The 23038-nt window shown below is 39.8% G+C and carries 21 protein-coding genes and 3 other annotated features; of the genes, 18 read left to right on the top strand and 3 right to left on the bottom strand.

The features are described 5' to 3' along the window. Window positions 1-35: 35 nt before the first annotated feature. Window positions 36-1730, bottom strand: a complete 1695-nt coding sequence (locus tag AC1VNJ_RS06245) for a catalase (protein ID WP_482640469.1) — start codon at window positions 1728-1730, stop codon at window positions 36-38. Window positions 1731-2185: 455 nt separating this feature from the next. Between AC1VNJ_RS06245 and AC1VNJ_RS06240 the strand changes: the two genes are divergently transcribed. Both AC1VNJ_RS06240 and AC1VNJ_RS06235 read left to right on the top strand, forming a co-directional pair. Then, window positions 2186-3361 (top strand): C40 family peptidase, encoded by a 1176-nt coding sequence (locus AC1VNJ_RS06240; RefSeq protein ID WP_028412780.1) that lies wholly within the window; start codon window positions 2186-2188, stop codon window positions 3359-3361. Between the two features lie 124 nt (window positions 3362-3485). Next, the gene (locus tag AC1VNJ_RS06235) at window positions 3486-3800 is read left to right on the top strand and encodes an MTH1187 family thiamine-binding protein (protein ID WP_013057706.1); all 315 of its coding nucleotides are present in this window, start codon (window positions 3486-3488) and stop codon (window positions 3798-3800) included. Between the two features lie 64 nt (window positions 3801-3864). Here the strand turns inward: AC1VNJ_RS06235 and AC1VNJ_RS06230 are convergent, their stop codons facing one another. After that, the gene (locus tag AC1VNJ_RS06230) at window positions 3865-5448 is read right to left on the bottom strand and encodes a PucR family transcriptional regulator (RefSeq protein WP_409405333.1); all 1584 of its coding nucleotides are present in this window, start codon (window positions 5446-5448) and stop codon (window positions 3865-3867) included. Window positions 5449-5754: 306 nt separating this feature from the next. Here AC1VNJ_RS06230 and allC point away from each other — a divergent pair, with 306 nt between their 5' ends. The 11 genes from allC to AC1VNJ_RS06175 all read left to right on the top strand — a co-directional run bounded on the left by allC (window position 5755) and on the right by AC1VNJ_RS06175 (window position 17421). Continuing rightward, complete coding sequence (allC, locus tag AC1VNJ_RS06225) at window positions 5755-6996, top strand: allantoate deiminase (protein ID WP_224980593.1); 1242 nt, start codon at window positions 5755-5757, stop codon at window positions 6994-6996. A 12-nt stretch (window positions 6997-7008) separates the two neighbouring features. Then, window positions 7009-8259 (top strand): pyridoxal-phosphate-dependent aminotransferase family protein, encoded by a 1251-nt coding sequence (locus AC1VNJ_RS06220; RefSeq protein WP_047750555.1) that lies wholly within the window; start codon window positions 7009-7011, stop codon window positions 8257-8259. Between the two features lie 41 nt (window positions 8260-8300). Then, complete coding sequence (ggt, locus tag AC1VNJ_RS06215) at window positions 8301-9911, top strand: gamma-glutamyltransferase (protein ID WP_048019000.1); 1611 nt, start codon at window positions 8301-8303, stop codon at window positions 9909-9911. 24 nt (window positions 9912-9935) lie between these two features. Beyond that, window positions 9936-10520, top strand: coding sequence for a chromate transporter (locus tag AC1VNJ_RS06210; protein WP_482640468.1), 585 nt, complete (start codon window positions 9936-9938; stop codon window positions 10518-10520). Next, complete coding sequence (locus AC1VNJ_RS06205) at window positions 10517-11047, top strand: chromate transporter (protein ID WP_014459451.1); 531 nt, start codon at window positions 10517-10519, stop codon at window positions 11045-11047. The genes AC1VNJ_RS06210 and AC1VNJ_RS06205 overlap by 4 nt, the downstream gene beginning before the upstream one ends. A gap of 58 nt (window positions 11048-11105) precedes the next feature. After that, on the top strand, window positions 11106-11564 hold the full coding sequence (locus AC1VNJ_RS06200) for a GNAT family N-acetyltransferase (RefSeq protein ID WP_049165361.1): 459 nt from the start codon (window positions 11106-11108) through the stop codon (window positions 11562-11564). A 200-nt stretch (window positions 11565-11764) separates the two neighbouring features. Continuing rightward, window positions 11765-11970 (top strand) — a binding site (T-box leader). Between the two features lie 70 nt (window positions 11971-12040). Next, window positions 12041-12247 (top strand) — a binding site (T-box leader). Window positions 12248-12373: 126 nt separating this feature from the next. Then, window positions 12374-13447, top strand: a complete 1074-nt coding sequence (locus AC1VNJ_RS06195; RefSeq protein WP_013057698.1) for a bifunctional 3-deoxy-7-phosphoheptulonate synthase/chorismate mutase — start codon at window positions 12374-12376, stop codon at window positions 13445-13447. A gap of 6 nt (window positions 13448-13453) precedes the next feature. Continuing rightward, window positions 13454-13654 (top strand) — a binding site (T-box leader). A 48-nt stretch (window positions 13655-13702) separates the two neighbouring features. Beyond that, window positions 13703-14869 carry a chorismate synthase gene (aroC, locus tag AC1VNJ_RS06190; protein ID WP_482640467.1) on the top strand — a complete coding sequence of 389 codons (1167 nt, stop codon included), beginning with the start codon at window positions 13703-13705 and terminating at the stop codon, window positions 14867-14869. A 20-nt stretch (window positions 14870-14889) separates the two neighbouring features. Then, complete coding sequence (locus tag AC1VNJ_RS06185) at window positions 14890-15747, top strand: prephenate dehydrogenase (RefSeq protein ID WP_033580624.1); 858 nt, start codon at window positions 14890-14892, stop codon at window positions 15745-15747. A gap of 15 nt (window positions 15748-15762) precedes the next feature. Then, window positions 15763-17034: a 3-phosphoshikimate 1-carboxyvinyltransferase gene (gene aroA / locus AC1VNJ_RS06180; protein WP_063247726.1), complete on the top strand. Its 1272-nt coding sequence runs from the start codon at window positions 15763-15765 to the stop codon at window positions 17032-17034. Window positions 17035-17175: 141 nt separating this feature from the next. Then, window positions 17176-17421: a hypothetical protein gene (locus AC1VNJ_RS06175; RefSeq protein ID WP_013057694.1), complete on the top strand. Its 246-nt coding sequence runs from the start codon at window positions 17176-17178 to the stop codon at window positions 17419-17421. A 42-nt stretch (window positions 17422-17463) separates the two neighbouring features. On the opposite strand, the gene AC1VNJ_RS06170 is transcribed toward AC1VNJ_RS06175, so the two are convergent. Continuing rightward, window positions 17464-19008, bottom strand: a complete 1545-nt coding sequence (locus AC1VNJ_RS06170) for an FAD-dependent oxidoreductase (protein WP_482640466.1) — start codon at window positions 19006-19008, stop codon at window positions 17464-17466. A 127-nt stretch (window positions 19009-19135) separates the two neighbouring features. Between AC1VNJ_RS06170 and AC1VNJ_RS06165 the strand changes: the two genes are divergently transcribed. The 5 genes from AC1VNJ_RS06165 (at window position 19136) to AC1VNJ_RS06145 (ending at window position 23022) form a co-directional block, all read left to right on the top strand. After that, a complete protein-coding gene (locus tag AC1VNJ_RS06165; protein ID WP_155404191.1) occupies window positions 19136-19294 on the top strand; it encodes a hypothetical protein in 159 nt (52 codons plus the stop codon). A gap of 367 nt (window positions 19295-19661) precedes the next feature. Then, window positions 19662-20633 (top strand): extracellular catalytic domain type 1 short-chain-length polyhydroxyalkanoate depolymerase, encoded by a 972-nt coding sequence (locus tag AC1VNJ_RS06160; RefSeq protein ID WP_033580627.1) that lies wholly within the window; start codon window positions 19662-19664, stop codon window positions 20631-20633. A gap of 339 nt (window positions 20634-20972) precedes the next feature. Then, entirely contained in the window at window positions 20973-21392 is a 420-nt protein-coding gene (locus AC1VNJ_RS06155; protein ID WP_482640465.1) for a CBS domain-containing protein, read from the top strand. A 262-nt stretch (window positions 21393-21654) separates the two neighbouring features. Then, window positions 21655-22011, top strand: coding sequence for a hypothetical protein (locus AC1VNJ_RS06150; protein WP_409405331.1), 357 nt, complete (start codon window positions 21655-21657; stop codon window positions 22009-22011). Between the two features lie 57 nt (window positions 22012-22068). Next, the gene (locus tag AC1VNJ_RS06145) at window positions 22069-23022 is read left to right on the top strand and encodes a sporulation protein (protein ID WP_033579463.1); all 954 of its coding nucleotides are present in this window, start codon (window positions 22069-22071) and stop codon (window positions 23020-23022) included. Window positions 23023-23038: the final 16 nt, after the last annotated feature.

The following is a 23038-nucleotide window of genomic DNA, read 5'->3' as shown; positions in this document are numbered from 1 at the left end:
AAAAACATCCTGCTGTCGCTGCAGGATGTTTTTTGTTAATAAGGATGGGCGTCTTTTCCTTTTTCATTAGCTTCTTCTACCGCATCAGCAGCTTTGTTGCTTCCTAACGGTGAACCGCCTTCTTTTGGCAATTTCCCATATGTAGGAGTCATTTCTGCTCCCATTTCAATTTCTAAAGAACCATCATCATGCATGAGAAGACCGATACCATTAGCTACTCGATTGCCGTAGTCAAAATCACATTGAGTTAAAAGCTCAATCATCTTTGTTTGAACGGTATGGTGACAGCATTTTAAACCGTCTACTAAGTTTTGAATAAGCTCATCACGTTCCCAGTCTTCTAATAAACGATAGCGTTCACCAGCTTGCTTAAAGTCATTTGTACGGTCATTTTTTTCTTTTTTTACATTCCCTTCAACATAAGGCTGATGAGGTTTTGGATGATCATGCGCTTCTTGAAGACCTCCAAGAGAAGATGGCTCATAATTCACATGCGGGTTCTGACCAGGAGCTGCATCTACCTGATAGGCCATTTGACCATCTCGTTGATTTGTTGCTACATGTTTTTTCGGCGCGTTAATAGGCAGTTGCAAGTAGTTTGTTCCCACACGGTGACGCTGCGTGTCGGAATAAGAAAACGTTCTTCCTTGCAACATTTTATCATCAGAAAAATCTAGCCCATCCACAAGCACACCCGTACCAAATGCGACTTGCTCCGTTTCAGCAAATACGTTGCTTGGATTTTTATCTAGGACCATTTTACCTACTGGAAGAAATGGAAACTGGTCTTCCGGCCAAATTTTCGTGTCATCAAGCGGATCGAAATCTAGTTCGGAATGCTCTCCGTCTTCCATGACTTGCATACAAAGTTCCCACTCAGGGTAGTTGCCGCTCTCAATCGCTTCATACAAGTCTTGAGTAGCGTGACTGATATTTTTAGCCTGAATTTCTTCTGCTTGTTTTTGGGTCAAATTTTTAATTCCTTGTTTTGGTTCCCAATGGTATTTAACAAGAAAGGCATCGCCATCTTTGTTTACCCACTTATATGTATTAACACCGGAACCTTGCATTTGCCTATAGTTAGCAGGTATTCCCCAAGGTGAAAATAAAAAAGTAATCATATGCATAGCCTCAGGTGTATGAGAAATAAAATCAAAAATACGCTCGGTATCTTGACGGTTTGTCACAGGATCGGGCTTAAAAGCATGAATCAAATCAGGGAATTTAATAGCATCGCGAATAAAAAATATTTTAAGGTTATTTCCTACTAAGTCCCAGTTCCCGTCTTCTGTATAGAACTTTACAGCAAATCCCCTTGGGTCTCGCATCGTTTCTGGAGAGTCCTTTCCATGAGTTACGGTAGAAAATCTGACAAAAACGGGCGTCTGTTTGCCTGCTCCTGAAAAAACTTTTGCGCGCGTGTATTTTTCAACGGGCTCGTCCCCAAGTTTTCCGTACGTTTCAAAATATCCATGAGCTCCCGTTCCTCGGGCATGAACAACACGTTCCGGTATACGTTCACGATCAAAATGCGAAAGTTTTTCAATCAGCTGGTAATTTTCAAGAGTAGCAGGTCCTCTGTTGCCTACCGTTCGAGAATTTTGGTTATCACGAATGGGGTGACCTTGACGCGTCGTAAGCGTCTGCTCGTTCTCTCCGTTTGCATAGCGTTTGTCTTCCGAGTCACCTGATCCGCTAACATTTGTACCATGAATGCCTTTATGGCTCATAAAATAATCCTCCTTATTTAAAACATAACCAAGACTATTTTTTTCAGCACGCGCTTTTTTATTCATTAATATGGAAATAATATAAATTTTTTAGAAGAAAAGCTGTTTTGCTGAAGGGGGGAACAAATCCACTAAACGAATAATTTTAAAAAAAGTTTCACATTTCAAAAAAAAAATAAATTGTTTTTTTTGAAATATAAAGATAATGTTACGGGTGATTTTTTACCTATTATTAGTGTAGGAAAAGGAATAATATTGGAATATATTAGCTTTTTTGTCGAACTTATTAAGTGTTAAACGACAATAAACTACGACAATATACACCATACGGCTGCGCTACTGTCGTTTCCTGTAACATAAATGTAATATTAGTGATGTTATTTTGTAATAATGTGTTGTTACAATGTAAACGTCTTATAGATTAGTAGATTATGGCATTGGAGGAACCTTTTTTTATGAAAAAGTTGATATATTCGTTAGCGTTATGTGGATCTTTAACAGTAGTACCTACAATTAGTGAAGCTGCTTTAGGAGATGCTACGCTGCACCCAGGAACAAGTAATTCAGATGTGAAAGAATTACAGCAAAAATTAAAAAACAAAGGTTATTTTACATACGGTACAACAACAAACTATTACGGTTCAATCACGACTAGCGCAGTAAAATCGTTTCAGCGCGCAAATGGTTTATCAGCAGATGGTATTGCAGGTCAAGCTACATTTAATAAACTGCTAGGAAGCGGAAGCTCATCAAGTTCATCAGTTAGCTCAAGCTCATTGCTGCGCGTTGGTTCAACAGGACCAAACGTACAATCTTTACAGCAACAGCTAAAGAATAAAGGCTATTTTAAAGGAACTACAACTCAATACTTCGGTTCAATTACAAAGAATGCAGTAATGGCATTTCAACGTGCAAATGGACTGTCTGTGGATGGAATTGCGGGTCCAGCTACGTTAAGTAAATTAAAAAATGGGGGTTCTAGCGCTTCAACTGGCGGTTCTAGCTCTAGCAGCTCAACTATTTTACGTCAAGGTATGAAAGGTTCAGCAGTAAGCAGCCTTCAGCAAAAACTAAAAAATAAAGGTTACTTCTCAGCTGGTGTAACAGGATACTTTGGCTCAATTACAACAAGTGCAGTAAAATCATTTCAGCGTGCAAATGGTTTATTAGTAGACGGAGAAGCGGGTCCGGATACGCTAAATAAATTAAACTCAAGCAGCTCTAGTAGCTCAAAACCTTCAACATCAACAGGAAGCAGCACAAGCTCAAGCTCAGCTTCAAAAGTTATTTCATACGGTAAACGTTTTATGGGAACACCTTATGTTTGGGGCGGAGCTGCGCCTGGAGGATTTGATTGCAGTGGTTACCTTAACTATGTATATCGCAATGCAGTAGGTGTAAGTCTTCCTCGTACAGTTGCTAGTATCTATCAAACTGGTACGCGTGTAAGTTCACCTCAGCCTGGAGATATCGTTTTCTTTGAAACGTACCAACCAGGAGCTAGCCATGCTGGAATTTATATCGGAAACGGTCAATTCATGCATGCAGGTTCTTCAACAGGCGTAACAATCACATCGTTAAGCAACTCTTACTGGTCAAAACGTTACTTAGGAGCAAAGCGTTACCTATAAGAGTGTAACAAAAAGGAGTAGTTGCATAACTATTCCTTTTTTCTATGCACCGTAAACGTAAAAGTAGGAAATTTTTGTGTCGTTTGGTATGATAATTGGAGAATAAACAAAAGGAGTGTATAACATGGCTATTGTAGATGTAACCATTATTCCGGTAGGTACGGAAACGCCAAGCGTGAGTCAGTACGTAGCTGATATTCAAAAAGTGCTGGCCAAGCATGAAGATGAAATTACATATCAATTAACCCCTATGAATACATTGATTGAAGGGGAATTAAGCACGCTGCTAAAAATTGTTCAAGAGATGCATGAAGTACCTTTTGAAAATGGTATTCAGCGCGTGTGTACAAATTTACGAATTGATGATCGCCGTGATAAAGAAAACCATACGATGGCTGGGAAATTACAATCAGTACAGTCTAAATTAAAAGCGAAATAAATAATATGCACTACAATAAAAAACGCTTGAGTATCTACTCAGGCGTTTTTTATTGTAGTTATACTTAATTGGCATGCACAAGAGAAAAAATTTGAAAAGCTACGCGCAGCCGAAGGGTTTCCTCTGACGTGTGAATAGGTCTTTTTAGTAACTCTTCGCATTTTTCGATTCGATAGATTACCGTGTTCCGGTGAACGAATAACTGCTTAGCAGTCTCTGAGATTTGGCAATTGGAATTTAGATATGTTTCAAGCGTGTCAAGTAAGATGGAGCGATCTTTCTTATCGTACTGCAGCAAACCTTCTAATGTTTGAGAATAGTAATCCTGTAAATCGTTTGCTGGAAGCAACCTCAGCAACTCTTTGAACTGTTTTGGCTGATAAAATTGAATAAGCTTTGACTGATCTTTAAAATGGATGGTTTCAAGAGCTTCAACAGCTTCTTTATATGAGTCAGCGATTGTAAGTAGGGATTGGCTTTGGTTTCCAATTCCAAATGACATTCGCTTATCGTAGTGACGGTAAACAGCTTCCTGCAAGCGATGCAAGCATTCTATAATCATAGGTTGAGAATGAGGTGTAAACAAGAGAATGTAAAGATTGTCATAGAAAAACAAAACGGCCTCTATAGGACCTGCTGATAACTCATATTGAAGGAGCTCATAGATCATATCATCATCGCTGTAAGGCGTGAATGTAGAATGAATTTTCCCAACGGCGCAAATATAGCTGTTTCCTGCTGATAAGCCCATCATCTGTGCTTGAAAGGAAGCATCCTCAGGCGTTTTATAATAATTGCTAACAAGCTGATTGAAAAAATCGTTTTTTCGTCGCCGTTCAGCTTCATACAAAGCCTGCTGTCTCATCATTTCGAAGGATAAAACGTTTGTCGCTTGTTCAATCGTTAGGAGCGCTGAATCGGATAAAGAAACTTGGTGTTCAATAAATAAATAACTGTACTTTCTTGTATGAGTAGCAATCGGAAAAAGCGTAACGGTTTTTTTTGTGTTCAAAAAGGAAAAGGTTGTATATTTTGACGTTCGTAAAAACAGCTGCTTAGCGCCCGCTACCGCTTCTTCCATTGGGAGCGAAAAGGGTTCGCGTTTGTTTGTGTAAAAGAGTTCATGGCCATGGGTATCAAAAAGGGCAACGTGAGCATTGCATAACGTTTGAATGGATTGCATAATTTTCTCAATGCCTTTTCCTTGTAAGATGTAGGAGGAAAATAGCTGATGTGTGACCATCGCTTGCTGAAGCTCGGCTGTTTTTTTATCTAAAATAAAGCTGAGAGATTCATTAATAACCGCGCCTAACGTTTCGTCCGTTTGGAAATCAATGATTGGAAAGTGAAGTTCATCAGCTAGCTGACAAATAGAAACAGGCACGTGTTCGAAAAAACGCTTCGTTTTTATGGCCAATCCTGCACATTTCTTTTTAGCCATTCCTTCTACAAGTTTTGCTAAGCTTTCTTCATGTTCTTTGAAGTGATAACCCGTTGTAATTAAAAATTCTCCTTCTTTTAAAAAAGATAAAATATCGGGTGCGTCCATCATATTGACGTTATGTACTTTGCGGGTGACCCCTTTTTGTCCGGCTACTACAGATGCTTTCTCATAAATCGGGATGCGTAAAAGAGTTTGTAGTTCCATTATTCATTACTCCTTTTGTTAAAAATTCTCACATTTCCCTGCGCGTATTTTTATCTACCTTCTATTTTATAAGAAAGTTTAGTTAAAATAAATAAAATTTTCAGAAAAAAATGTATAAATTGTTAATGAAGAAGTTTATTTAATTCTGTAAGATAAAATAAATAACATATAACGTTAGAAAAAGTAACGTATATAAGACTTTGTGTATTTAGTGATAATAGCCAAAAAAACACTAAATCATTGTAGGAAGTGTTAATGAAAACAATCAGTCATTTTCTTAAAATGAAGATAGCAGGAGGGATAGCAATGGTTGCAGATATGACGGGAAAATCTAAGCTTTGTCAGCAAATCGAAGAAAACATTAGCTGGTTGTCACAGTTTGGGTTAGATGAAAAAGAAGGTGTCACGAGGCTTTTATATACGGAACAGTGGAATGCAGCTCAAAAGGCATTGGAAGAAAAAATGAAGGGACTTCACCTCAAAACGTATTACGATGATGTAGGAAATTTATTTGGACGGTTGCAAGGAACGGGTCCAGAACAACAAGTTATTTTAACAGGATCCCATATCGACACCGTGATAAACGGAGGAAAATATGACGGGGCTTTTGGTGTTGTGGCAGGTATCATTGCTCTGCAGTACCTATATGCGCATTATGGCTCCCCTACAAAAACCTTAGAGGTCGTATCACTTTGTGAAGAAGAAGGTAGCAGATTTCCTCTTACGTATTGGGGATCAGGTAATATGAATGGATTACACAGCAAAAGTGATGCAAAACATGTTATAAATAAAGAAGGGGTTAAGCTGGATGACGCAATGAAACAGCTCAATTTCGGAGAAGGCCTCCACAGCGAGCCATACCGCACAGACATCGCTTCTTTTATTGAACTGCATATCGAGCAAGGAAAGCAGCTTGAAATGTCTCATTGCGATATCGGAATTGTTTCTAGTATCGTCGGACAGAAACGATTTACAGTATCTGTTAAAGGTGAAAGTAACCATGCGGGCACAACCCCGATGAACATCCGAAAAGATGCATTTTATGTGAGCTGCAAACTCGCTAAGGCATTTATTGAATTGAGCGAAAAATATCATAACGCTTTATACGTAACGGTTGGAAAAATTACACTTTCTCCAAATGCACCGAATGTAATACCAGGATATGTAGAATTCACGGTCGATATAAGACATCATGAGTATAAGGTTTTACAAGAAGCAGAACGAGAAATGAAGGAAATTATCAAGCGAACAGCAGGGGATTTAGAAGTGAATCTCAACTGCTGGATGGATGAAAAACCTGTTGCCATGAGCGAACAATTATCTGAACTTTCCAAAATTATTTCCTCGGAAAAGAATATCTCCTCCCGAGAATTAGTAAGCGGTGCAGGACACGACTCGCAGGTATTCGGGCGAAGAGTTCCCACATGTTTGTTATTCGTCCCGAGCCAAGATGGAATCAGCCATTCCCCAAAGGAATTCACCAAAGGAGAACAGTTAGAAAAAGGAGTAAAGGTCTTAATAGAACTATTATATAAACTTGCCTACTAGGAGGAATTTGACATGACTATAACAAAACAGCTTCATACACCGCCGCGTACGATTATGACACCAGGCCCCGTAGAAGCAGATCCACGCGTATTAAGAGCATTAGGAACACCTATTTTAGGTCAGTTCGACCCCGCATTTACGCGCATTATGAACGAAACGATGGAAATGCTTCGTGAGCTATTTCAAACCAAAAACAAATGGGCTTTTCCCGTTGATGGAACGTCTAGAGCTGGGATTGAAGCAGTTCTTGCAAGTGTAGTTGAACCGGGCGATAAAGTATTCGTCCCGATTTTCGGCCGCTTCGGCTATTTATTAACGGAAATTGCCGAGCGCTACGGAGCTGAGGTACACAATATTGAATGCGAATGGGGAGAAGTGTTTGACCCTGAGACCGTAATCCAGGAAATAAAAAAAGTAAACCCAAAAATCGTTGCAATGGTTCATGGCGAAACGTCTACAGGGAGAATGCAGCCTCTTAAAGAAATTGGTGCTGCATGTCGCGACCAAGATGTTTTATTTATCGTCGACGCAGTAGCTACTATCGGCGGCACGGATGTAAAAGTAGACGAGTGGAACATTGACGCATTGATTGCAGGTACACAAAAGTGTTTATCTGTTCCGTCGGGTATGGCACCTATTACGTACAATGATCGTATTGAAAAAATTATCATGGAACGTAAAAAAGTTGAAAAAGGAATTGCGACAAAAGCAGATGCTCAAACTGTTCGTCTGCGCCCAAATATTATCAGCAACTATTTTGATTTGAGTCAACTTCAAGACTATTGGAGTGAGCGCAGGCTAAATCATCACACGGAAGCAACGTCCATGCTCTATGCTTTGAGAGAAGGACTGCGCATTATTTTAGAAGAAGGGTTAGAAGAAAGATTTGCAAGGCATCGTCTCCACGAAAAAGCACTTGTAGCCGGAATTAAAGCAATGGGATTATCTTTATTTGGCGATGAGCACTCAAAAGTTCCAACCGTTACGTGCGTCTTAATTCCATTAGGAATTGACGGGGAAGCAGTTCGTTCTACGCTTCTTGAACAATTTGGAATTGAAATCGCAAGTTCTTTTGGGCCGATGCACGGAAAAATATGGCGTATCGGTACAATGGGATACAGCTGCCGTAAAGACAACGTTCTCTTTACATTAGCCGGTCTTGAAGCAGTGCTTATTCGAAACGGGGCAAGCGTAAATGCAGGTTCTGCTCTGCAAGCAGCTTTAGAAGTTTATGAGGAAGAAGTAGCGTTGTCTAGTCTGTAAAGATTCGTTATTCACCATATAAAGAAAAGAGGAGATTTTCTATGAGCGAATACTTTTTCACACACCCATATGCATCGCAGCGTACGTGCACGTTTGGAAAAAACGGAATGGTAGCAACTAGTCAGCCTCTTGCCGCTCAGGCGGGTCTTGAAATGTTGAAAAAAGGAGGCAATGCAGTAGATGCTGCTATTGCCTCCGCAGCTTGTTTAACGGTGGTAGAACCTACTTCAAATGGAATTGGCGGAGACGCATTTGCTCTTGTGTGGATAAATGAAGAACTATATGGACTCAACGCGAGCGGTCCTGCTCCTGCTTCTATCTCTATTGAGGCTCTGCGCGCCATGGGGATAAAAGAGATGCCGGCTCGCGGTTTTGTTCCTGTTACGGTCCCAGGTGCCCCGAGTGCGTGGGTGGAGCTGTCAAAACGCTTTGGCCGGCTACCGTTAAAAGAAGTGCTGCAGCCGGCTATTTCTTATGCGCAAGAAGGGTTCCCAATCTCCCCAATTTTAGGGTACAATTGGGAACGAGCGTTTGAACGATTTACACACGCGTTAAAAGGTGAAGAATATAAACACTGGTTTGAGACATTTACTAACAATGGATCTGCTCCTAAGGTAGGGGAAATGTGGCGATCACCAGACCATGCTGCTACACTGCTTGAAATTGCCGAAACGAATGGAGAATCTTTTTACAGAGGGGATTTAGCTGATAAAATAGCAGCTTTTTCGAAAAAACACGGCGGATTTTTAGCAAAAGAGGATTTAGCAGCTTTTAAAGCAGAGTGGGTAAAGCCGATTTCAACTTCTTACCGAGGATACGATGTGTGGGAAATACCGCCCAACGGCCAAGGCCTTATTGCGCTTTTAGCTCTAAATACGCTAAAAGGTTTTTCTTTTGATGCCAAAGATTCTGTCGATACATACCACAAGCAAATTGAAGCTATGAAGCTAGCGTTTGCAGATGGACAAAAATTTATTACAGATGCTGATAAAATGACAGTAGCAGTTGAAGATTTGTTGAATGATTCTTATGCAAACAAGCGCAGAGGGCTGATTGGTGAAAAAGCGCTTATTCCCGAAGCCGGACAGCCGTCTCATAGCGGCACGATCTATTTGGCTACAGCTGATGGAGAAGGAAACATGGTATCATTCATTCAAAGTAATTACATGGATTTTGGCTCAGGACTTGTCGTACCTAATACGGGCATATGCCTGCAAAACCGCGGGCACAATTTTTCGTTAGACCCACAGCACCATAACCGATTAGAGCCTGGAAAACGAACCTATCATACCATTATTCCTGGATTTTTAACAAAGAATAAAAGTGCTGTAGGTTCATTCGGTGTAATGGGTAAATTTATGCAGCCGCAAGGACATGTGCAAGTCATCATGAATATGATTGATTTTCATCTAAATCCTCAGGCAGCTTTAGATGCACCAAGATGGCAGTGGATTGAACATAAAAAGGTTCTTGTGGAAAAAGAAATGCCTTCACATATTGTAGAAGCATTAGAACGCAAAGGGCATGATATTCATGTGGCTACGAGCAGACATACGTTTGGAAGAGGGCAGATTATTTTAAGAGATGAACAAACCGGTGTATTATACGGCGGCACAGAAGCGCGAACAGACGGAGCCGTCGTTGCTTATTAGATCACAGAGAAAGGAGCGCGAGAAATGCGACAATTGGATATTTTTATAGCGTTTTTTCGCTCAGGTATGCTCGGCTACGGAGGAGGACCTTCAGCTATTCCACTTGTAAAAAAAGAAGTAGTCGATACGTACAAGTGGATGGATGACGATGAATTTGGCGATTTGTTAGCAATTGCCAATACGCTGCCTGGGCCTATTGCGACAAAGCTGGCTGGATACATCGGCTATCGAGTCGGCGGTATCTTAGGTCTCGGTACAGCTTTATTTGCAGCCGTTATTCCAACCGTTTTTTTAATGGTATTACTGTTGACCACTTTAACGCAATTTAAAGATCAGCCCTGGGTTATGGGGATGACCAAAGCAGTCGTTCCTGTAGTGGGAGTGATGCTCGCAGTTATGACATGGGATTTTTTTAAAAAATCAACGTCTGGTTTAGGCTGGACGCCAGCTATTATCTTACTCATTATTAGTTTAGGACTAATGGAATTTGCCCATATTCATCCAGCAGTTATTATTATTGTACTTATAGCAGCAGCTTGGATTCCGCTAAAACGAAAAGGAAAAAAAGGCGAAAGCGATGAGCACAAGCAAAAGAGGGAATCGGTATGATTTATATTCAGCTATTTATGGCGTTTTTTGTTTCAAATATTTTAGGCTATGGAGGAGGACCTGCGTCGATTCCGCTCATTCAAAAAGAAGTTGTAGACCGCTACCATTGGCTTACCGTTAAAGAGTTTAGTGAAATGCTGGCAATTGGAAATGCGCTTCCAGGTCCAATTGCGACAAAAATGGCGGGATTTATCGGATATCAACAGGCAGGGATTTTAGGCTCGGTGATTGCTCTTTTTGCAACGATTGCTCCGTCGGTTTTGCTTTTAGTCATTTTACTTCGAATATTATTTAAGTATAAAGATTCACCAAATGTTAAGAAAATGACCAACTACATTCGTCCCGTAATTGCTATTTTACTTGGCTTAATGGCGTATGAATTTTTTATGAATTCATACGGTGATTCAGGTATATGGCAAACTCTATTTTTAGTAGCAGCCAGCTTTCTTTTATTGGAAAAATTACGTGTGCATCCAGCGTTCGTTATTGTCGGAGCACTCGTATACGGAGCTGTTTTTCTTGCTTAAATGAAGCTCTCAAATGCTGAGAGTTTTTTTTGTAAAAGAGACGAAAAGAGGGAGAACAATGGTTGAAAAAGCACTATTAGAAGACGTGCAGGACCTGGTTAACCTGCGAATGCTGCTCATGAAAGAACTGGGAGAACTAAATGGGAGTGAGAAGCTGTTTCGAAAAGCGACAGAAGAATATTTTACTGCGAATATAAATAGCCCAAATAATTATACGGCTATTTTAAAAGTCGATGGAAAAGTTGTATCAGCAGGAAGCCTCGTCTTTTTTATACGTCCGCCTTCACCGGGTAACCTTCAAGGAAAAGAAGCATATGTTATGAACATGTATACAGCTTTTGATCACCGAAAGCACGGCTATTCTTCCGCTATTTTAAAGCACTTGATGCAGTACGGCCAAAAAAGTGGTGTAAATCGAATATGGTTAAATGCTTCCGCCGCTGGAAAAAGCTTGTATCAAAAACATGGATTTATTGAATATGACTCTGAAATGGAATACGTGTTTGAAAAAAATTAAAGTGACAAAACTCTTGATAGAGAGAGGTTTGAAGGGGCAATGGTTTTAAAAAAATAAAAAAAATTAATAAAAAGTGTTGACGAAGATAAAAAAACCATTCATAATACAAATCAACATCACACAACATTACACACAACTTGGAAGCGACAAACAGTTTCAAACGATCGGAACTGATTATCCAAGTACGCATACATAGTCAATACTGAGCGTTGATAGGAGCACGAGTAGAAAAAATTTCCCTGTATCAGAGAGCTGACGGTTGCTGCGAGTCAGAACAAAAATTTTTTCGAAGTACATTCCTTGAGCATCTTTTCCGAGCAGGAAAAGACGGCCTGGCCGTTATTTTAATGAAGAGGCAAGCAAAATGCTTGCAACTAGGGTGGTACCGCGAATTTTCGTCCCTACTGACTCTTAAGAACAATCTTAAGGGTGAGTAGGGACTTTTTGTATTTCGGTCCATTATAATTTTATATCCATTACAAGCGATGAAAAGAGCATAGTAGCAAAATCTTCCCTGTATTCAGAGAGCTGATGGTTGGTGCGAATCAGTACAAAAGAGATTGCGAATTACATTCTTGGAGCTTTCTTTTGGCAATAGTCAAAAGCGGCAATAGCCGTTATCTTAATGAAGAGGCAAGCAATGCTTGCAATTAGGGTGGTACCGCGATCAATTCGTCCCTACTGATACAATCAGTAGGGACTTTTTGTATATCCGCATAAGCGGCTGTGTAGGTGTAAAACGGATTTTTAAATACAAACTAAACGAAAAGATCCGTTCAAGGTTGTAAAATCAAAGGAGGATTTTTAAAATGACAAAATCACTAGAACAATTACGAGGACAAATCGACGAAATAAATTTAGAAATTTTAGAATTATTAAATAAACGCGGTGAAATCGCACAAGAAATTGGAAAAGTAAAAGGTACACAAGGTGTGAATCGCTTTGATCCAGTTCGTGAACGTAAATCATTAGATCAAATCTTAGCTAACCATAATGGTCCATTCGAAGCTTCAACAATTCAGCATATTTTCAAAGAAATTTTCAAAGCAAGCTTAGAACTTCAAGAAGACGATCACCGTAAAGCACTTCTTGTATCTCGTAAAAAGAAATCAGAAGATACAATCGTTGACATCAACGGCACAAAAGTAGGACCTGGAAACTTAGAATTCGTAATGGGACCATGTGCAGTAGAAAGCTACGAACAAGTAAAAGAAGTGGGCTTAGCGCTTAAAGAACAAGGCATTACATTAATGCGCGGCGGAGCGTTCAAACCACGTACATCACCTTACGATTTCCAAGGTCTTGGAGTGGAAGGATTAAAAATCTTACGTCAAGTAGGAGATGAGCTAGGTCTATCAATTATCAGTGAAATTGTTTCTCCTCAAGATATTGAAACGGCTCTAGACTACGTAGATGTGATTCAAATTGGTGCACGTAACATGCAAAACTTCGAGCTATTAAAAGCTGCAGGTTCTGTAGACAAACCAATTCTTTTAAAACGTGGATTGGCAGCAACAATTGAAGAATTCATTAACGCTGCTGAATACATTATGTCTCGCGGAAATGGAAACATTATTCTTTGTGAACGCGGTATCCGCACATACGAGCGTGCAACACGCAACACATTAGATATCTCAGCTGTTCCAATCTTGAAAAAAGAAACGCATTTACCAGTTGTAGTAGACGTAACGCATTCGACAGGACGCAAAGACTTACTATTACCATGTGCAAAAGCAGCGATTGCTATCGGCGCAGATGCTGTAATGGCAGAAGTTCATCCAGACCCAGCAGTAGCACTATCAGATTCAGCACAGCAAATGAACATTCCTGAATTCCACAAATTCATGGAAGAATTAAAAGGTGCAGCAGTAAAATTATCTTAATTTCATAGTGATACAGTGATAAGAAACTAGTAGCAAACATTTCCCTGTCTCAGAGAGCTGACGGTTGGTGGAAGTCAGTACAAAAATGTGAGCGAATTACACTCTTTGAGTACTCTTTTACAGAGCGGTCAGCGGATCGTTAACAATTCGAGGTGGCAAGCAATGTTTGCAACTAGGGTGGTATCGCGAGAAAAACTCGTCCCTATGACGTAGGGGCGAGTTTTTTATTTTTTATAACAGAAAGGAATCGATAATATGAGATATTTAACAGCAGGAGAATCGCACGGACCTCAATTAACAGCGATTATTGAAGGAGTACCAGCAGGACTTGAGTTAACAGCCGAACATATTAATGAAGACTTAGCAAGAAGACAAAAGGGACATGGGCGCGGACGCCGCATGCAGATTGAAAAAGACCAAGTTCAGATTAAAGGCGGTGTTCGCCACGGTGAGACGCTTGGTTCACCAATTGCTTTAGTCGTTGAAAACAAAGATTTTACGCACTGGAGAAATATTATGGGTGCTGATCCAGTTGATCATGAGGAAGAAGTAAAGAGACAAATTACAAAACCTCGTCCAGGTCACGCGGATTTAAATGGAGCGATTAAATACGGCCACAGAGATATGCGAAACGTATTAGAACGTTCATCTGCTCGTGAAACGACGGTACGAGTAGCCACAGGCGCAGTTGCCAAACAAGTATTAAAAGCTGTAGGTGTAAATATTGCATGTCACGTACTTGAAATCGGCGGTGTGAAAGCTGAAAAAACGGCATATGAGTCGCTAACAGAACTTCAGGAAAAAACTGAAGCGTCACCTGTTCGCTGCTTAGATGAAGAAGCGGGACAGAAAATGATGAAAGCAATCGATGATGCAAAAGAAAATGGAGACAGCATTGGTGGCGTAGTGGAAGTAGTAGTAGTAGGAATGCCTACTGCAGTAGGCAGTTACGTGCACTATGATCGTAAGTTAGATTCAAAGCTAGCTGCTGCTATTATGAGCATTAACGCGTTTAAAGGCGTTGAAATCGGCGTAGGCTTTGAAGCAGCTCGCAGACCGGGAAGTGAAGTCCATGATGAAATTCTATGGGATGAACAAAACGGCTATACGCGTAAAACGAATAATGCAGGAGGTTTAGAAGGAGGCATGACAACAGGGATGCCGATTGTGGTGCGAGGCGTCATGAAACCTATTCCTACCTTATACAAGCCGCTGCAAAGTATAGATATTGATACAAAAGAGCCGTTTGCTGCAAGTATTGAACGATCAGACAGCTGTGCAGTACCGGCGGCGGCGGTTGTAGCAGAATCAGTGATTGCTTGGGAACTAGCATCTGCTATTATCGATCAATTTGGGGCAGATCGAATTCAGTTAATTCAAGAAAATGTAAAAAAACACGAAGAATACGCAAAGCAATTTTAAAGAATAGAGGAGAATGAAAGGTGAAAACACGTGTATTACTTATTGGCGTTGGCCTTATTGGAGGATCATTAGCGCTAGCTATGAAGAAGCATCGTCACGTAACAGTCGTTGGAGCTGATATCAACACAAATGAAGTACAAGTAGCCAACCAGCTAGGTATCATTGATTATGTAGCTGAAGATATAAAAACAGAAGCAGCCCAAGCAGATTATATCGTGCTTGCTACTCCAGTAGAGTATACGACAGCATGGATACACGACCTTTCTACTTGGAAGCTTAAAGAAACGGTTATCGTAACGGATGTCGGAAGTACAAAAGGTGAAATTATGAAAGCAGCCCAAGCGCTGAATAAAAAACGTATTTCATTTATTGGGGGGCATCCGATGGCTGGTTCTCATACGAGCGGTGCAGTCAATGCACGAGCGGATTTATTTTGTTCGGCGCGCTATATTTTAACGCCGTTTGAAAATGAGCAAAAAGAAAAAATAGATGCGCTTATGCATTTGCTAGAGCCTACAGGTGCACAATTTGTACCGCTTGATGCAGCTACTCATGACCAAATCACCGGAGTTGTCAGTCATTTACCACATGTGATTGCAACCAGTCTAGTAAGACAAGTCAAAGGCTATTCAGCAAATAATCATCTTGTTACAGAAATGGCGGCAGGCGGTTTTCGAGATATTACGAGAATTGCTTCAAGCAACCCTCATATGTGGAGAGACATATTAAAGCAAAACCGTTCTATGCTTTTAACGTTGCTCGATGACTGGATGAAAGAAATGGAACAAGTAAAACTATTAGTAGAAAAAGGTGACGGACACGAGTTATTTGATTACTTTTCAGATGCTAAAGAATTTCGTGATTCGCTTCACGCATAAAAGGAGAGACAGATTGTGACAGTAAAAGCTTTACGAGGAACGATTCAAATTCCAGGAGATAAATCCATTTCTCACCGTTCCGTCATGTTTGGTTCAATTGCAGAAGGAACAACAACAATTAACGGATTTTTGCCGGGAGATGATTGCCTTAGCACCATTTCCTGCTTTCAAAAACTAGGTGTAGATATTCAAATGATTGATGAACAAAGCGTCGTGGTAAAAGGAAAAGGTATACAAGCGCTAAAAGAGCCATCTGATATTTTAGATGTCGGAAATTCGGGCACCACGATTCGCCTCATGATGGGGATTTTAGCAAATACACCCTTTCATTCAACGTTAATTGGAGACGAATCTATTGCCAAACGCCCTATGAAGCGTGTGACTGGTCCGCTTCGTGATATGAATATTCATTTAGACGGCCGAAAAGACGCTAATTTTACACCGCTTGTTATTCGAGGTGGGAAAGCAAAAGGTATACACTATACATCTCCTGTTGCAAGCGCACAAGTAAAATCAGCTATTTTACTTGCTGGACTGCAGGCGGAAGGAACAACTTCTGTAACGGAACCGGCGAAATCGCGTGATCATACAGAACGTATGCTAGAGGCGTTTGGAGTTAAAGTGAAAGAAGAAGGATTAACCGTTTCAATTGAAGGCGGTCAAACGTTAAGAGGAACGCATGTAGAAGTGCCTGGTGATATTTCGTCAGCTGCATTCTTTTTAGTAGCGGGGGCTATTATTGCAAACAGTCGCATTGAAATTCAAAAAGTTGGGATGAATCCGACTCGAACGGGTATTTTAGATGTGCTTTCAAATATGGGGGCTTCGATCGAGACAGTCAAAGAAACAAAAGAAACGGCGGAACCCTATGCAGATTTAGTTGTAGAAGCTTCTCACTTAAAAGGTACGGAAGTAGGCGGAGACTTAATTCCACGTCTAATTGACGAAATCCCAATTATTGCACTAGCTGCCACACAGGCAGAAGGGATTACCGTTATTAAAGATGCTGCAGAGTTAAAAGTCAAAGAAACAAATCGTATTGATACGGTAGTGAATGAGTTAACCAAAATGGGAGCTAACATTGAAGCAACGGAAGATGGAATGATTATTCACGGAGGTACAAAACTTCATGGAGCAAATGTAAACAGCCACGGAGATCACCGTATCGGCATGATGCTTGCTGTTGCCTCTTGTATTGCAGAAGGGGAAACAATTATTGAAAATCGTGACGCGGTATCCGTTTCATACCCGCAGTTTTTTGCTCACTTAGAGTCTTTACAGCAGTAAATTCCCTTATTATGTTAAAATAGCAGTTTGAAAGTTGTAAGGAATTTATAAAATTAAAACCAATGACTCTATATTTCGCCGGAGAAATCCGATATAATCATTACAACACCTCTAGTATTAAATAGAATTTGGTGAATGATTATGTTTTTGATGATTGTCTACATCGGGGCCATTTTATTTTTTATAAAAATGTTTATGGATCGAGATTTTATTTGGTTTTTGTTTCTATTGCCATTTTTGATGTTTGTTATGTTTTTTGAAACAGACTATCTTGATCATGTCCCTGAATCTGGAAGGTTAATTATCTTTACGTTTTCTTTTTTAGTCATTTATGCAATGGTTTTAGTGTATAATCGATACTTTAGAAAAGAAGGATGTAAAGAGTAAATTCAAATGTGAATCCATTGATAATGATAAAAAAAGCATGCCCTACGGCGTGCTTTTTTTATCGCTTGAATTGACATCCACTGGTGTAAGCGGCTTTTTAGCAGGGCCTTCTACCACAGATCCGTCGTAAGAAAAACGAGAACCGTGACAAGGACAGTCCCACGTGCGGTCACCGGCGTTCCAATTTACTTCACATCCTAAGTGCGTGCATGTAGTATCGACGCAGTGAAGCTTCCCTTGAGGATCTTTATACGCCCCCGTACGTTTGCTGTTTACATATACGACCGACCCTTCATCATTTTGAAGCTGATCGAGTCCTTTTTCAGGCATTGAAAACTTACCGGTAATAAAGTGTTCAGCCACATCAAGATTTTGACGAAAGAAATGCTTAAGGCTAGGATCCGCATAAAAACGAGATGGATGATACAACTCTGCATAGGGGTTGTCTTTCCCGGTTATTGCATCCCGGATAATATGTGCTGCAATGGTGCTATGAGTCATGCCCCATTTTTTAAATCCGGTAGCAATAAAGATATTTGGCTTGCTTTCTTTAAGGGGCCCGATATATGGAATTTTATCAAGCGTAAATAAATCTTGTGCAGACCATTTATAACGAAAATGTTGGACAGTAAAATTTTCTTCGGCGAACCTCTGAAGGGACTCATAGTGGAACATAGTATTAATTCCTTGTCCAGCTTTGTGGCCTTCTCCGCCAATTAAGATGAGTTCTTCTCCGTCAACTTTTGTTGAACGCAGCGAATGAGTAGGCTGATCAGCACTTAAATACATGCCTCCAGGGTAAGCTTGTTCAACTTTTGCTGCTAACACATACGAACGTTTGGCATACATGCGCGTATAGTAAAAGCCCGCTCCATCATAAAATGGAAAGTGTGAACACGCCACTACATATTTGCAAGAAATGCGATGTCCGTCTCTTGTGACAACGGTGGGCGACGTGCTTTCTTCTACATCCGTTGCTACGGTGTTTTCAAAAATCAATCCGCCGCTTTCTGTGAATTTTTTTACTAAATGAAGCAGATATTTTAACGGATGAAACTGAGCTTGATCTTTCATAATAGCTGCTGCTCTAATATCAAAACTAAAAGGAAGCTCTGTTGCAAATTCACATGGAATATGTAATCGCTGATAGGCTCGAAATTCTTTACGAACTCGATGGTCAAACTCCAGCGTTTCTCCGTATAAGTAAGCATCTTGTACTGAAAAATCACAGTCAATGTTTTCCGTTTGAATTAAGTTTTTCATAAACTGAAGAGCTTGTTCGTTTGCTTTATAATACAGCAGCGTTTTTTCTTCGCCAATGTGTGAAAGCAGTTCATCGTAGATAACGTCATGCTGAGCTGTAATCTTTGCTGTTGTGTGACCGGTTGTACCATTTAAAATATTATCAGCTTCAATTAACGCCACGTTCAGTCCTTCTTTTTGTAATAAATAAGCCGTTGTAATACCGCTAATACCGCCTCCTACTACTACAACATCAACTTTTCGATTTTCTGAAAGAGATGGGTATGTTGGAAACTTTAAATGATCGCGCCAGTAGGGCTCAGTATCCTTTGGGATATTTGCCAATTTATTCACCTCCATATGATAAGTCTTATTTTTACCATAGTTTTCTAAAAAATGTATGCAAAATAAAGGAATCTACTCTAATAGCACCTCTTGGCTATACCTGTTTAAAAAAAAGGAGGGGAAAAGAGTGATTACAATCAGCCTTTGTATGAATGTTGCGAACAAAGAAGAGGTTAATCCAAAACATTTGCTATTCAAGATGCTTCTTTTTCAACGTGGCTTCCACACCTGCACCTTGCCATTTGCTCCTATAGAATTGGTGAATAAAAAGCAGAGCATGAAATAATAAAAGGCTACAGATTGAAACATGCAGAGCAATAAATTCATATAAATGATAGGGAGCATCATATAATAAAAGTATAGATGCTTAATTCGGCAAAAGGTATGTAAACATCAAGGTCCAAATAAAAGGGCAAACGGCATGTTTGTCCTTTTTTCATGATTATAGTGACAATTTTCATATATAGTAATAAAGTATATATATAGCAAAAAAATCCCAATTTTAAAGAATATAAAAAACGGCTTAAAACCAAAACAAGTTGTACTCTTAGAGTATGTAGAACGTGCAAAAAAACGAAATAATATGTAGTATTGTAATACAGGACGTAATTGGGAAGAAAAATGAAAACGTTGACAAAAAGAGGAGGGGTACCATGTTGGGTTCACTACCTAATGTTATAAATACGTCAACGCTCGTGTCTTCAAGTGAACAACAAGAAGCGTCATCTGAATCATTTAAAACATATACTCATAAAGGAAAAAAATTCAAGGTTTATTTACCTAAATCCTATCATATTTTGAAATCTTACCCACTAATGGTTATGCTGCATGGATGTACACAAAATGCAGATGATTTTGCGATAGGCACGCAAATGAATGAGCTCGCCGACGAAAAGGAATTTATTGTCGTATATCCACAGCAGTCTTCTAACTCAAATATGAATAAATGCTGGAACTGGTTTGAACCGCTTCATCAAATTAGAGGATTTGGCGAGCCAGCGATTATTGCAGGGATTGTAAAAAAAGTCCAAAACATGCACTTTATTCAGAAAAATAAAGTGTTTGTTGCCGGTCTGTCAGCAGGAGGAGCCATGAGCATCGTCATGGGGGTAACGTATCCAGAACTGTTTGCTGGCATAGGTGTGTCAGCAGGTATCGAATATCAGGCGGCTCTTAACGTATTTAATGCGTATTCCGTCATGGCCAGTAAAGGTCCTTCCCCCGTTAAACAAGGAAGAATTGCTTATCAGCAAATGGGAAAACGGGCAAAGCCACTGCCGCTCATTGTATTTCATGGTAACGCCGATTCGACGGTAAATGTAGCCAATGCAGATCAAGTGGTTCACCAGTGGATTACAACGAATAATCTTGCTTATAACGGAAAAATAGATGGATGGATTCAGAATAGCCCGGTTAAAACGAGAGAAGAAAAAATCCTCTTTGGACGGGATTATACAACGTATCGCTACGAAAGCAGTAAGGGAGAATTGGCTATTGATAAATATATTATCAATGGAATGGGGCATGCATGGTCAGGAGGGAATTCAGCGGGCAGCTATACGGATCCTAAAGGCCCCAATGCTAGCCGAATCATGTGGGACTTTTTCATGAGTCAAAAAGTATAAACAGAGCATATAATGAGGTTCAGTTGCGTTCTTATCGCAGAGAAGAAGAGCTGAAAGTAGCTCTTCCGGCCCTTATTAGTATAAAGCAGCAGCTGCAGGAGCAATCATTTTAACTAGACGTTTTTTTCTAAAAATTAGGATTTGATTATTTAGAAAACGGGTACTGTAATAAAGAAATATGAAGCCGAAATTACATAGCTTAGGATTGACAGCTTATAGTTGTAAATGTAAGATAACTGCGAGCTGCATTTTGTATGATTAAAACATTAAAATAAGCCGAAAATTGAACAAATAAATAGAAATTGTAAGATGAGCGGGTAAGGAAAAGGAGATTAAAAAATGAATATTGCATTTTTCTTAGTACCAAAAAGTGATGTTGTAACATTAAATATTCACTCCACATTAAGACAGGCTCTTGAAAAAATGGAGTATCATCGCTATTCTACAGTTCCACTGGTTGATGATGATGGTAAATATGTGGGCGTTCTTACTGAAGGAGATCTTCTTTGGAAGTTAAAAAGCCTAGGAGACTATCGCTTTCAAGATACGGAAAATATTAAATTAACAGAGATTGACCGCTATCAAGATTATAACCCAATTGCTATATATGATGAAGTTCAAAACATCCTTTCAAAGGCAATTGACCAAAATTTTGTGCCTGTAACGGATGATCAAGGCGTATTTATTGGAATTGTGAGAAGAAGAGAAATTCTAGAGTTTTATGCAGAAAGCGCAAGTAAAGTGAAAAATCAAATATAAAAAAGCCATCTCTAGATGGCTTTTTTTCTTGTCTTATCTTCCCCGTACATACTCCTAAAAACAGGCTTAGGTCATGGCCCACAGCAATGCACTTCCTTGTACTAGTTTACATAATCTATTTATATATAGGTATAAAATTGCCTATATAAATCTTATTTATAGATAAGGATGGTTTATGTGAGTTACAACAACAAAAAGAACTGTTGCTGGTGTTCTAATCAGTATTATTACAAAACTTCTGGTTATGATCCAAGAAGTAGCCATGAAGGTAAATGCTGTCATAACGATTATAAGCATAACGATCATTGTCCTAAACATGATGATGATCATCGTTCAGGTCATAAAAAATGTCATCATGGCGGGGGTCACGGTGGCGATCATGGCGGTAACCACGGTGGAGGGCATGACGGCAACCACGGCGGACATCACGGCGGTAACCACGATGGAGGGCATCACGATGGTCACCACAGTGGCTGTCATCACGGCGGACATCACGGCGGTTGTAAAAAACGTCATTGCTGCAAAAGACGTAACTGCTGCTGGGGCTGGGTTTTTTAATACAGGAGCTTTAAAGCAACAGAAAGAACTCAAGAAATTGAGTTCTTTTTTTGTAAGTTGAAACTTATAAACGGTATACTTCGTATATATAGTAAGAGCATTTTGGAGGAGGAAAAAAATGTTTAAAAAAATGTTTGCTAAAATGGGAGTTGGAGCTGCCAAAGTAGATTTACGATTAAATGAAACGGCCTATACGCTCGGTCATGTGATTGAAGGAGCTATTGTCATCCAAGGCGGAAACGTTCAGCAACATATTAATTTAATTGATGTTGAATTTTGGCTTGAAGTTCAAATGAAAAGCGGTCAAATGCATACACATCGTGTGGAAAGCCTGCGCGCAGCTTCTTCATTTACAATTAATGAAGGTGAGAAAAAGGAAATTCCATTTACATATCATTTACCTTTGGATCTTCCAATCTCTGCGAGCAACGTTAGCTATTTCTTTAAGACACACTTAGATATTGAAGGGGGAGTTGACTCAACAGACCGGGACCCTGTGCGCATTAAAGCACCAAAAAGCTTATATCAGCTAGTAGAGGGCTTTGAAGCACTTGGGTTTAGAGAAAAACACCATTCAGGAAAATTTAACGGATACAAACAAGAATTTGCATTTTTTCCTACAGACTTCTTAAAGGGATATGTAAATGAGGTTGAGTTTGAGGTAGCCATTGAACGAGAAGGTATACGAGTGTTATTGGAGCTAGATTTGCCTTCTTTCGGCCGGGAGAGGGAAATAAAAAACGAACTCTTTTTTACAAATGATGAACTAAGCCATCCATCCACTATCGCTCGTTTGCTGGAAGAAGCGATGGAAGAGATGATGGAAAATCCTCGAGACTATGAATATTATAAGCCTTCTCACTATGATCAGCATTCACATCATCCACGTATGAGCGGGTTAGGAGGAGCAATGGGAGGCTTTGCAGCCGGTATGTTAGGCGGGCTGCTCATTGAGAATTTGATCGATGATATGTTTGAAGACTCGGCGCTTGGTGAAATTGGAGAAGATATTGAAGAAGCCGGGGAGGATCTGTTGGATGGAGACTTTTTTGATGGAGGAGACGATTGGTAAAAGGGATTTTGAATAA

The sequence above is a fragment of the Priestia sp. 3CA3 genome (genome assembly GCF_056836725.1).
The sequence above is the reverse complement of the archived record's forward strand: the minus strand, read 5'-3'. Positions and strand labels throughout refer to the sequence as shown.